The following is an 11,713-nucleotide window of genomic DNA, read 5'->3' as shown; positions in this document are numbered from 1 at the left end:
ATCTAAAGTAAGATATCCCAACCCCACATCAAGCATAAAATCAAGCCTGCGTAATATCTCCTTGAGAAGCTGCTGGGCAATCATTCTCTGTGACGAAGAAAGTTCAAGATCAACAAAAAAATCCCTCGCTTGTATAACCGACATCTTGGTAACATCGGCAATATTTTTATTTTGAATCTTTATTGCTAAACTCTCTGGTTTTAACCTCTTACCTCCACAGGAGACACAAGGCAAAGTACTCATAAAACGACTTATTTCTCCTTTGAGATAATCGCTATCCGTCTTCTCAAAAAGCCTTTCCAAATGAGGAACTATTCCCTCATAAGGTTTACCCCATATCCATTCATCGCATCCATAAAGAATTATTTTCTGTACTTCTTTATCCAATTTCTTAAAAGGTACATCTAAACTAAACCCAAGTCTCTCCGCAAGTTCCCTTAAAATACCTCGATAATATAGTACATATCCTTTACCACCTTTCCTCCAGGGTTCGATCGCTCCCTCTCTTATAGATTTATTCTTATCGGGTATTACTAAATCTGGGTCTATCTCCATCTTAGTTCCTAAACCATTACATTGAGGACAAGCTCCGTAAGGAGAATTGAAAGAAAAAATCCTCGGTTCAATTTCTCCATAACTCACCCCACAATCAACGCAGGCAAAGAGCTCACTGTATAAAATGTCAACTTTGTCCTCTTGGCTAACAATAACCCTTCCTTTACCAAATTTCAAGGCGGTTTCTATAGAATCTGCGAGTCGATTTTTAATTTCTGGAGAAAGGGTAATTCTGTCTACTAAAATGTCTATATAATGAATTTTTTTCTTATCCAGAAATATCCCCTCATCTAAATCATAAATCTTTCCATCAATCCTTACTCTTACAAATCCTTCCTTTCGCAATTCTTTAAACAAACTCTGATATTCTCCTTTTCTCCCTCTAACCTGGGGAGCAAGAATGGCTATTTTTGTTCCCGAGGCAAGAGTATTCACTTGTTCAATAATTTCTTGAGCTGATTGCCGAGAAATCTTTTTCCCGCATTTATAACAAAAAGGAGTCCCAATGCGGGCAAATAAAAGCCGTAAATAATCGTAAATTTCCGTCTGCGTTCCCACTGTAGAGCGGGGGCTTCCTCCCGCACTGCGTTGTTCTATAGATATTGCCGGAGAAAGTCCTTCAATAAAATCTAAATCTGGTTTTTGCATCTGTTCTAGAAACTGTCGGGCATAGGCAGAAAGAGATTCTACATAACGCCGTTGCCCCTCTGCATAAATAGTGTCAAAGGCAAGCGAAGACTTCCCTGAACCACTCAAGCCCGTAATCACGATGAGTTTATTGCGGGGGAGTTCTAAGTGGATATTTTTAAGATTGTGCTGTCTTGCACCGTGAATAATTATGGAATTAGACATCTCCGGATTATCGGGATATTGTGTTATGCCATTTTTAACACAAAAAGGTAATTAAAAGTATTCTCGTCTAATTTAATTCTTAACAAGTTATTCCCCTTAAAGTCTAAAATTTACATCTTGAAACAAATTATTTTGTTCACAGAATTATAAATTATACTATAAAATAACAAAAACTTGCAAGGAAGTAGAGACGACAAAATTAAAAAAGAAAACCCCGACGAAAGCCGGGGTCTCTTTTAAAAATTCATTCCTCAAGGAAGTAAAATTATCTCTTCTTCTTTTTTTTCTTTCCACCTCTGGCCATCTTGGCACGGGAAATATCGCCCTGTTTATCTACAAAGTAGAGATATCCCGGTGCTTTCTTAACCCCAACCTTCGCTACTTTCTCCGCCATCTTTACTCACCTCCTTTCTGGACAAGATTGCTAAATCGTTAAACTGTTATAATGCCAATGTGTCTTATCAATTTAAGTGCCTAATTTAACATTTCCTAATATGTTCTCTAATGTAGCAATTGCAGAAAGAGCAGCTAAATAACTCGTCTTGGGATTATCAGGCATAGGAAAATTCTCTATGCGTGCTGTGAATTTCCCAAAATTTCCTTCAAACTCTATCTCATGAATATTGTATTTATAAAAAGGAGAGGCAACAATTCTTACCAACGTATTTTTAGCCCCTATCCCTGCCAAGGAAAGGAGTGCGGCAATATTTACATTCTGAGGAAACCCTTTTACTGCCTCCTCTGCCGAACCTTCAAAGAGAAGCACCTCGCCATCTATCTTACTAAGGTCTATTTTTTTCTCTATGATATAAGGTGCATCATTAAAACTATGTGGGGGTTTACGGGTAGTTAAAGTTACTTGGGTTATTTTAGCTATACTTCCTGCACGTAATGCATCAATTCCTCCAATGGCTCCCGAGGGAAGATAGATCTTGCGATTATGTTTCTTTGCCTCATCAAATAAAGCAGGATAGTTAATAATGCCTCCGATACTCATGATGAGAATATCGCGACCTTGTTTAATGACCCGAAGGGCAATATCTCTGGATGCCTGAGCAGAAGCACTTTCTATTACTAAATGGCTACGCCAGATAAGTTTATCAAGCGTCAAAGCAACATAAGCCCTTCTTTTCAACTCTTTAGCAAGGCTTGCTGCCTTCATTAAATCAACATCGTAGATACTGGAAAGACACGCTTTGGGATAGAACCTATCTTCAATAGCATGTGCTAATACTTTACCAATCGTTCCGCAACCAACTATACCTATTTTAAGCATAGGATTTAAAATTATTTCCCTACCCTTACCTTTTTAGAAACCTCCAACATTCTCTCTAAAGCAAGTTTTGCTTTCATTCTTATTTCTTCAGGCACATTCACTTCATGAACCATAAATTCTAAAGAATGGGCTACCCAACCCAAAGTAATCAATTTCATATTCGCGCAGACAAGATGCTCAGAAGGAAGATAGAAATTTTTATCGGGATTTTCTTTCTTTAAACGACACACCACTCCTCGTTCTGTCCCGATGATAAAATCCTTTGCAGAGGAATTCTTCACATATTTAAACATCCCTCCGGTGCTCAAAACTTCATCGGCTAAAGCAAGAACTTCGGGACAGCATTCAGGATGAGCAATAAATTGTGCCTGAGGATAATTTTTTTTAGCCTCTATAACCTCTTCTTCGGTTAAACGAATATGGGTAGGACAGAATCCATTCCAGAGGATAATCTCCTTTTCCTTTACATTATCCTGGATATAGGCACCCAAATTCTTATCGGGAACAAAAATTATTTTCTTATGGGGCAATGCCCGCACCACCTCTATGGCATTACTGGAAGTACAACATATATCAGACTCTGCTTTTACACGGGCAGAAGAATTAACGTAACAAACTACCGCCGCATCGGGATGTTGTTGTTTAATCAGTTTTAACTTTTCTGCGGTTATCATATCTGCCATAGGACAGCCGGCTTCTTTTACAGGCAAAAGAACTTTTTTTTCAGGGTTTAAGATAACCGCACTCTCTGCCATAAAATGCACACCACAGAAAACAATCACCTCCGCGTCAACATTAATTACAGAACGCGCCAATTCCAAACTATCTCCAATGTAATCGGCAATGTCCTGGACTTCTTCACGTTGATAATTATGAACAACAATTACTGCCTTGCGTTCCTTCTTAAGTTCAGATATCCTTTGTTTGAGATGCTCGATATATTTTCTTTCATCATCTACCGTGTAAACCATTTTCTATCCTTTTATTTTTACTGGTCTATTCTTATCGTCCACAAATACTTTTCTTATCTTAAATTTCTTTATTTCTTCTTCCTCCACCAAAACATAAGAAATAATAATAATCTTATCTCCTATCTCTGCCCAGCGAGCAGCAGGACCGTTCATGCATATGGTCCCTGAACCGCGTTTACCCTCTATGACATAAGTTTCCACACGCATTCCGTTATTAATATTAAGAATCTGGACTCTTTCTCCCACTAAAATATCTGCTTTCTCAAGTAATTCCTTATCGATGGTAATACTTCCTTCATATTCCAGATTAGCATCAGTTACCACTGCACCGTGGATTTTGGACTTAAACATTATACGCATCATTTCAGTTATTCAGATTAATCGGCCTTAAAGAGTTAATATTGTATTGTCAATCAAGCGAGTCCTGCCAATCCAAACCGCTAAAGCAATCAATATCTTACCTTCTAATTTATTAAGTGGTGTAAGAGTTTTGGCGTCTACTACTTCTATATAGTCTATACGATAAACCTTTTTTTTAGCAAGAACTTTTTTTATCTCTCTTCTTATTTTTTCTGCATTTCTTATACCCTGAGAAACCATCTCTTCTGCTTTCTTCAATGCCTCATAGAGACAAACTGCTCTTTCTCGTTCCTGAGGGCTCAAATAGACATTGCGCGAACTCATTGCCAGTCCGTCCTTTTCTCTGACAATAGGCAAGATTTTAATCTTGATATTCATATTAAGGTCTTCTACCATCTTTTCAATTATCCTTGCCTGCTGAGCATCTTTTTGACCAAAGTAAGCAACATCGGGATTTACAATGTTAAAGAGTTTCATTACTACCGTGGTTACTCCTTTAAAGTGCCCCGGGCGAAAACGACCACAGAGTTTTTTTGTAAGTCGTTCTACTTCTACATAGGTAACATAGTCTTGAGGATACATCTCCTTATCTTGAGGAATAAAGATTATATCCACCCCCACCTCTTTTGCTAATCTCATATCTCTTTTGAAATCGCGAGGATAACGTTTGAAATCCTCTTTTGGACCAAACTGTAGAGGATTAACAAAAATACTTAGTACTACAAAATCATTATCTTTTCTTGCCTGGCGCGCTAAAGAAAGATGCCCATTATGAAGGTATCCCATCGTTGGGACAAAACCAATAGTTTTTCCTTTTTGTTTTAAATCTTTAACCAAATTTTGCATCCTTTTAATTTTTCTTACTATCTTCATAATTTTTCAAGAGAGTTTTTATTGTTCTCTTCATTACCGGATGTCTCAAAAAAGGAGAAATCTCACTCAATGGTTTAAGCACAAAGATACGTTTTGCAACTTCTGGATGAGGAATGATTAATCTTCTATTATTCAAAATTAAGCGATTATAAAAAAGAATGTCCAAATCTATGGGCCTTGGTCCCCATCTTACAGAACTCTTTCTTCCCAATAGAGATTCAATCTCTTTCAATCGTTCCAAAAGTTCAAAAGGCGAGTATTCGGTTTTAATTTTCCAAATACCATTAAGAAATTTTCTCTGTGGAGGTCCAAGGGGCTCAGTTTCATAAATACGCGACCTTCTTAAGAATCTAATTTTTTTATCTTGTTTTAAGAACACAATTGCTTTATTTATATTCCTCAGACGATTACCCTGATTTGAACCTACACCGATATAGCAAACCTTCATTTCTCTGAATAAGGTAAGGTGCAAATCAATCTATTACAATACCTTCTTTATTCTCTCTATCGCCTCGCTAATTCTCTCTACAGAATTAGTTAAACTAAATCTGACAAAACCCTCCCCTGCTTTCCCAAAACCTACTCCCGGGGTTACTACTACATTTGCCTCTTCTAAAATAAGCTTGGCAAATTTTATAGAGGAATAATGAGGCTTAGGTAAAGGAGCCCAGATATAAAAAGTAGCTAAAGGTTTTTTTATTTCCCAGCCAATTTTCCTTAAGCCTTCTATCAAACAATCCCGTCTTGTTCTGTAAATTGCATTCATCTGCTCTATATGCGACTGGTCGCCTTCCAAAGCCGATATCCCTGCAATTTGAATTGCTTGGAATATTCCCGAATCAATGTTTGTCTTTACTTTACCCAGCGCACCAACCGCTTCCCTATTTCCACAAACCCATCCAATGCGCCAACCTGTCATATTATAGGTTTTAGAAAGTGAATGGAATTCAATCCCTACCTCTTTTGCTCCAGGAAATTCAAGGAAGCTGGGGGCACGATAGGTATCAAAGCTTATCTCGGAATAAGCCGCATCATGACAGATAAGGATTTTGTTTCTCTGTGCAAAGCGAATTACATCTTTATAGAACTCTTCTGGGCATATACTTGCGGTGGGATTATTAGGATAATTTAAGAAAAATATGCGCGCTTTTTTAAGAATAGAACTACTGATTTTTTTAAAATCCGGTAAAAAATTATTCTTGGGACGAAGAGGCAAAAGATAGGGTTTACCGCCAGCGAGGATAGCCCCGCTTTTGTAAGGGGGATAACAAGGATCGGGAATTAAGGCAATCTCTTGAGGATCGATAAAAGCAAGGGGTAAATGTGCAATCCCTTCTTTGGAGCCAATAAGAGGATAAATTTCATGGTGAGGGTCAAGTTCTACATTAAATCTCTTCTTGTACCATCTACTAACTGCTGTTCTAAATTCTAATAATCCTTGGTCAAGAGCGTAACGATGGTTGGCTGGAACGTGTGCAGCCCGGCAAAGACTGTCCACAATATGAGCAGGTGTAGGTTGGTCGGGGTCTCCTATTCCTAAATCAATAAGGTCTATGCCTTTCTCACGCATACTCCTTTTTATGCGGTCTATTTCAGCAAAGAGATAAGGAGGTAGTTGCTTAAGACGTTTGGTTATTTTCATCATTTTACCACCTGCATATCAAAAAGTCCGGGCCTCTGTTTCACCACAAACTTTGCTGCTACCAGAGCGCCTTTAGCAAAAATATCGCGTGTCTTAGCAGAATGAAACAATTCTATCGTATCAAAAGGGCTATCAAAAATAACACGATGGTCTCCCACAATTTCTCCTTCACGAATGGATTTTATATCGGTAACTTCTTTTCCTGTATGTTTCTTAATAATCTCCGCTAACACTTTTGCGGTACCAGAAGGGGCATCTTTCTTATGAATGTGATGTGCTTCAATTATTTTTACCTTATATTCGGAAGTAAGCGTGCTCGCAGCTTCACGTGTCAAACGAAAAAGGAGATTTACACCTACCGACATATTAGGAGAAGAAACAATAGGAATATAACGTGAGGCATCTTTTATTTTTAACTTCTCTTCTTCATTCAATCCCGTGGTTCCAATCACCATTGCTTTATTATATTTAACGGCGATGTTCAGATGCTCTATGGTAGCAGAAGGATTAGTAAACTCAACAAGACAGTCTGTATTTTTAATTTCTTCGGGATTGTCGCTGATTTTAAACCCCTGGACAACATCCCCTATCTTCGGATGCCCCTTCGCTTCTAAAGCAACTACTAATTGAAACTCTTTATCTTTACTTGCCAGTTCGATAATCTTCGTCCCCATTTTCCCACACGCACCACTTACTGCCAGTCTAATCATTTATCCCTCCATAAGTTTATTTAAGTAAACCGTACTCCTTAAGAGCATTCTTTAATTTTCCCAGGTTTTCCACGCTCATCGGACATAAGGGAAGACGTATATCCGCTTTACACATACCTAAAAGTCCCATTGCAGTTTTTACGGGTATCGGATTTGTCTCGATAAACATCGCCTTTATCAAAGGAAGTAATTTATAATGCATATCTCTTGCCTCTTCTATATCCCCTTTATCAAATGAAGAAATCATCTTCTTAACCTCCCGTGGAACAATATTGGCAACTACTGAAATAACCCCTACTCCTCCAATAGCAAGAATAGGTAAAGTAAGGCTATCGTCTCCAGAAATAAGTAAAAAATTAGGAGGACAAAGAGATTTAATCCGCGACATCTGGTCAAGTGAACCGGAGGCTTCTTTCACTCCGATGATATTCCTACAATCATGAGCAAGTTTTGCCATCGTTTCCGGTTCAATATTCACACCTGTTCGAGAGGCAATGTTATAAAGAATGATAGGAATATCTACCGCTTCTGCAATCGCCTTAAAATGTTCATAGAGTCCTCTCTGAGTGGGACGGTTATAATAAGGAGAAACCTGTAAAGAAGCATCGGCTCCTGCCTTTTTAGCATGTTTGGTAAGCATGATGGCTTCGGTGGTAGAATTGGAACCTGTCCCCGCAATTACGGGTATCCTTCCTCCTACATTCTCTATAGTAAGTTCTATGACCCTTTCGTGTTCCTCAAAAGAAAGTGTAGCAGATTCTCCCGTTGTCCCGCAAGGCACTATGCCATCGGTTCCTTCTTTAACATGAAAATTTAATAATTTCTTAAAACTTTTTTCATCAACCTTCTCCTCTTTAAATGGCGTAACAATTGCTACAATCGAGCCTTTAAACTTATTCTTATCCATAATACACCCCCTTAAAAACTATTTTTGCATTGCCTTCTAACCAAACATTCTTGAAATTATCATCTTTTCTTTCAAAAAAAACTTTTAATATTTCTCCACCTTGGGTAAGTACTTTTATTTCACAATTTTTCTCCATTCTTGATTTTTTTAATTTTAAATTTGAAATTATTGCCGAAGCCACAGCTCCGGTTCCACAGGCAAGTGTCTCGTCTTCCACTCCCCTCTCATAAGTACGTAACAAAATATTCCTCCTATCCTTTACCTCCACAAAATCAACGTTGGTCCCTTGCGGCAAAAACCGCGGATGAAAACGAATAATCTTCCCCAATCCTTTGACATTGGTGTTTTTCAAGTCATTTACAAATAGAATAGCATGAGGAACTCCCGTGTTGATATAATGAACTATATATTTCTCTCCACCGATATAGAGGCTTATATCCATCTTTAAATCCTTAGGCTCAATCATTTTTATCTTCACTTTATCTCCCTCAACAGTTGCCTCTAAGATTCCTGCTTCAGTCTCTATTCTGAAATTTTTTGATTTTTCTCTACTAATTTTTGTGGCATAATTTTTTATTTTTGATTTTGCAAAAAGGGCAACACAACGCAATCCATTTCCACACATCTCTGCCTCTGAACCATCGGGATTAAAAATACGCATCTTAAAATCGGCAACAGTTGATTTATCTACTATCAAAATTCCATCTGCGCCCACACCGAATTTTCTCTCACAGATTTTCTTTGCCAAATCGCTATAGTTTGCTAATTGTTGCTTTTTTCTCTTTCCTTCAATGAGCACAAAATCATTACCCGATGCCACCATCTTTACAAAATCAACTTTATCCATAGAAGTTAGCGTTTTTAGTTTTTGTTTTTAGTTTTTAGTTTTGAGCTTTGAGCTTTGAGCTTATGCATAACTATTTCATTCCCAATCAGGTCTTGATAGGTTTCTCTTTTTCTAATAAGATACGCCTTATCTTCCTTAACTAAGACTTCTGCAGGCCTTGGTCGGGAGTTATAATTACTTGCCATACTAAACCCATAAGCACCGGTTCCCATTATTGCTAAATAATCCCCTCCTTTTAGAGGAGGCAATTCTCTGTCTTTGGCAAAGAAATCTCCACTTTCACAAATCGGACCCACAACATCATATTTACTGGTAGTTGGGGCGCTGGTGTTCTGGCACAGTGGTATTATCTCATGATAAGCACCGTATAGCGCTGGACGTATTAAATCATTCATCCCTCCATCAACAATAATAAATTTTTTTAAGGGAGTATTCTTAATATATAAAACCTTAACCACCAGTATTCCACTTGGCCCAGCGATAAATCTGCCTGGTTCAAGAATAATTTTTAATCCTGTTTTTCTCAAAATAGGTAACACCTGCAAAGCAAACTCTTCCGCCGTCTGGGGCTTTTCTTTGTGATAAACAATACCTAATCCACCCCCGATATTGAGGTATTCCAAATCTTCATTCTCTGTTTTTATTTGGTTATAAAAATCAACCAACTTTTTAATTGCTGAAACAAAAGGTGAACTTTCGGTAATCTGAGAACCAATATGGATATGTAACCCTTTTATCCTTACCCAAGGATATTTTGCCTTATTTTTTAAAATTTCCTCTGCGGTCTTAAAATCTAAACCAAATTTATTGGTTAGTTTCCCTGTAGTAATGAATTTATGAGTCTTTGGTTCCACATCGGGATTAATACGAATAGCCACACCAGCTTTCTTCTTTATTTTTTTAGCAATATCATTTATATTTTCTAACTCTGGGGGCGACTCTATATTAAAGAACAAAATCCCTTTCTTAATTGCTTCTTCAATTTCTCTATCGGTTTTCCCCACGGAAGCATAAACAATTCTTTGCGGAGGGCATTTTACTTTTAAGGCACGGAAAAGCTCTCCCCCGGAAACAATGTCTAATCCTGCTCCTTTATCGACGAGGATTTTAAGTATAGAAAGATTGGAATTGGCTTTCACAGAATAGCAAATAAGTGGTTTTTTCTCTTGAAAGGCATGCTTTAATTTTAGATAGTGATCAATAAGGGTGTTATAGCTATAGACATAGAGGGGCGTTCCGAAATGCTTTGCTAAAACCTCTACCTTAACTTCCTCACAATAGAAACTGTCCTTCACATATCTAAATTCATGCATCTATCTCAATCTCTTCTCCCAGTCTCTAATCTGAACTTTTATGCTCGCGGGGCTTGAGCCTCCATAGGACCTTATGCGTCTAACTGATTTTAAGGGGTGAAGTAGTTCGGAAATCAAATTTCTATTTAATTGAGGTATTATCTTCTTAAGTTCTTTTTCCGACATTTCTTTTAGAGGCTTTTTCTTCTCTATGGACTCAAGGATCAATCTTCCTGTTGCATCATGTGCTTCCTGCCAGGAGTATCCCTTAGTCACTAAGAACTCCGCAATGTCTGAAGCAAAAATGAATTCATTCATAGATGCTTTTTTTAATTTTTCTATCTTTACTTTTATCCCATAGAGAACTTTCTCTAAAATATAAATTGAACTTTTTACGATATCAACCGAATCAAAAAAAGGAGGCTTATCTAACTGCATATCTCGATTGTAAGTCAAAGGAAGCCCCTTCATCATTACCAAAACCGAAACCAGGTTGCCATAAACTCGCCCACTATAACCTCGAATAAGCTCTAAGGGGTCGGGATTTTTCTTGTGTGGTAACATGCTCGAACCCGTATAGTGACGGTCATCTCCCTCAACGAAACCAAATTCATCACTTGAGAAAAGAATAAAATCTTCCGCAATTCGCGAAAGATGCATCATTAAAATAGCCAAACAGGAAAGTACCTCAATGACAAAATCTCGGTCACTCACGCTATCGATACTATTTTCTGAAACACGAGAAAAACCCAATCTTTTTGCTACATAAAATCTATCGATAGAAAAACTAACCCCTCTTCCTGCACCACTGCCTAAGGGCATTACATCTACCCTCTTCAACGCATCGTAAAGCCTCTCTTTATCTCGTTCTAACATCTGAAGATAAGCAAGCAACTGCTGTGAGAATAAGATACACTGGGCGTTCTTAAGATGAGTATAGGAAGGGATGGTAACTTTATCACTAAACTTCTTTACTCCTTTCAAAAAACAGGTCTGTAAATTCTTAATTCCCTTAACAATTTCCTTAATTTCTTCTTTACAACAAAGGCGCAAATCTAAAACAACCTGGTCATTACGCGACCTCCCAATATGCAGTTTGTCTGCAATTTTCCCTATCTCTCTACGTAACAAGTTAACTACCGCAGTATGGATATCTTCATGTTTATCTAAGTTAAATAATGTTAATTTATTCTTTAAACTCTTTAAACCTTTTATTAAAAGCGCTTTTTCTTTCTGAGAAATAACCTTACACTTTCCCAACATCTCGGCATGGGCAATGCTTCCTTCTATATCATAAATAGCCAAACGTTTATCGAAAGCGATGCTCTTAGTAAAATCAAAAACATCTCTATCTAAATCTTTCTTAAACCTCCCCCCCCATAATTTATTATTAGTCATATTTACCTCTTCTTTTGCCTGATTTTTTGA

At 37.6% G+C, this 11,713-nt stretch carries 12 protein-coding genes; all 12 read right to left on the bottom strand.

Annotated features, from left to right (window positions below; genetic code table 11):
- Window positions 1-1,407 (bottom strand): excinuclease ABC subunit UvrA (locus tag NC818_05375; GenBank protein MCM8784183.1); only part of this gene is annotated, 1,407 nt, incomplete at its 3' end.
- Between the two features lie 466 nt (window positions 1,408-1,873).
- Window positions 1,874-2,683: an aspartate dehydrogenase gene (locus NC818_05370; GenBank protein ID MCM8784182.1), complete on the bottom strand. Its 810-nt coding sequence runs from the start codon at window positions 2,681-2,683 to the stop codon at window positions 1,874-1,876.
- An 11-nt stretch (window positions 2,684-2,694) separates the two neighbouring features.
- Window positions 2,695-3,654 carry a quinolinate synthase NadA gene (gene nadA, locus NC818_05365; protein ID MCM8784181.1) on the bottom strand — a complete coding sequence of 320 codons (960 nt, stop codon included), beginning with the start codon at window positions 3,652-3,654 and terminating at the stop codon, window positions 2,695-2,697.
- Between the two features lie 3 nt (window positions 3,655-3,657).
- Window positions 3,658-4,017, bottom strand: coding sequence for an aspartate 1-decarboxylase (locus NC818_05360; GenBank protein ID MCM8784180.1), 360 nt, complete (start codon window positions 4,015-4,017; stop codon window positions 3,658-3,660).
- A 24-nt stretch (window positions 4,018-4,041) separates the two neighbouring features.
- On the bottom strand, window positions 4,042-4,887 hold the full coding sequence (gene panC / locus NC818_05355; protein MCM8784179.1) for a pantoate--beta-alanine ligase: 846 nt from the start codon (window positions 4,885-4,887) through the stop codon (window positions 4,042-4,044).
- A complete protein-coding gene (gene folK, locus NC818_05350) occupies window positions 4,865-5,335 on the bottom strand; it encodes a 2-amino-4-hydroxy-6-hydroxymethyldihydropteridine diphosphokinase (protein ID MCM8784178.1) in 471 nt (156 codons plus the stop codon). The genes panC and folK overlap by 23 nt, the downstream gene beginning before the upstream one ends.
- Before the next feature lie 33 nt (window positions 5,336-5,368).
- A complete protein-coding gene (locus NC818_05345) occupies window positions 5,369-6,529 on the bottom strand; it encodes an LL-diaminopimelate aminotransferase (protein ID MCM8784177.1) in 1,161 nt (386 codons plus the stop codon).
- Window positions 6,529-7,239 carry a 4-hydroxy-tetrahydrodipicolinate reductase gene (gene dapB / locus NC818_05340; protein ID MCM8784176.1) on the bottom strand — a complete coding sequence of 237 codons (711 nt, stop codon included), beginning with the start codon at window positions 7,237-7,239 and terminating at the stop codon, window positions 6,529-6,531. Before dapB ends, NC818_05345 begins: the two co-directional genes overlap by 1 nt.
- A 16-nt stretch (window positions 7,240-7,255) precedes the next feature.
- A complete protein-coding gene (gene dapA, locus NC818_05335) occupies window positions 7,256-8,146 on the bottom strand; it encodes a 4-hydroxy-tetrahydrodipicolinate synthase (protein ID MCM8784175.1) in 891 nt (296 codons plus the stop codon).
- Complete coding sequence (gene dapF, locus NC818_05330; protein MCM8784174.1) at window positions 8,139-8,993, bottom strand: diaminopimelate epimerase; 855 nt, start codon at window positions 8,991-8,993, stop codon at window positions 8,139-8,141. Before dapF ends, dapA begins: the two co-directional genes overlap by 8 nt.
- A 14-nt stretch (window positions 8,994-9,007) precedes the next feature.
- Window positions 9,008-10,306, bottom strand: a complete 1,299-nt coding sequence (gene lysA / locus NC818_05325; GenBank protein ID MCM8784173.1) for a diaminopimelate decarboxylase — start codon at window positions 10,304-10,306, stop codon at window positions 9,008-9,010.
- The gene (gene argH, locus NC818_05320; protein MCM8784172.1) at window positions 10,307-11,683 is read right to left on the bottom strand and encodes an argininosuccinate lyase; all 1,377 of its coding nucleotides are present in this window, start codon (window positions 11,681-11,683) and stop codon (window positions 10,307-10,309) included.
- Between the last annotated feature and the right edge of the window lie 30 nt (window positions 11,684-11,713).

The sequence above is a fragment of the Candidatus Omnitrophota bacterium genome (assembly GCA_023819145.1).
GTDB lineage: Bacteria > Omnitrophota > Gorgyraeia > DTHP01 > DTHP01 > JBFWKV01.
The sequence above is the reverse complement of the archived record's forward strand: the minus strand, read 5'-3'. Positions and strand labels throughout refer to the sequence as shown.

Excerpts from the sequence above, each read along its gene's own strand:
- dapA (MCM8784175.1), bottom strand. The coding sequence starts at position 8,146 with ATGGATAAGAATAAGTTTAAAGGCTCGATTGTAGCAATTGTTACGCCA.
- nadA (MCM8784181.1), bottom strand. The coding sequence starts at position 3,654 with ATGGTTTACACGGTAGATGATGAAAGAAAATATATCGAGCATCTCAAA.
- folK (MCM8784178.1), bottom strand. The coding sequence starts at position 5,335 with ATGAAGGTTTGCTATATCGGTGTAGGTTCAAATCAGGGTAATCGTCTG.
- lysA (MCM8784173.1), bottom strand. The coding sequence starts at position 10,306 with ATGCATGAATTTAGATATGTGAAGGACAGTTTCTATTGTGAGGAAGTT.
- panC (MCM8784179.1), bottom strand. The coding sequence starts at position 4,887 with ATGAAGATAGTAAGAAAAATTAAAAGGATGCAAAATTTGGTTAAAGAT.
- dapF (MCM8784174.1), bottom strand. The coding sequence starts at position 8,993 with ATGGATAAAGTTGATTTTGTAAAGATGGTGGCATCGGGTAATGATTTT.
- dapB (MCM8784176.1), bottom strand. The coding sequence starts at position 7,239 with ATGATTAGACTGGCAGTAAGTGGTGCGTGTGGGAAAATGGGGACGAAG.
- argH (MCM8784172.1), bottom strand. The coding sequence starts at position 11,683 with ATGACTAATAATAAATTATGGGGGGGGAGGTTTAAGAAAGATTTAGAT.
- NC818_05370 (MCM8784182.1), bottom strand. The coding sequence starts at position 2,683 with ATGCTTAAAATAGGTATAGTTGGTTGCGGAACGATTGGTAAAGTATTA.
- NC818_05360 (MCM8784180.1), bottom strand. The coding sequence starts at position 4,017 with ATGATGCGTATAATGTTTAAGTCCAAAATCCACGGTGCAGTGGTAACT.
- NC818_05345 (MCM8784177.1), bottom strand. The coding sequence starts at position 6,529 with ATGAAAATAACCAAACGTCTTAAGCAACTACCTCCTTATCTCTTTGCT.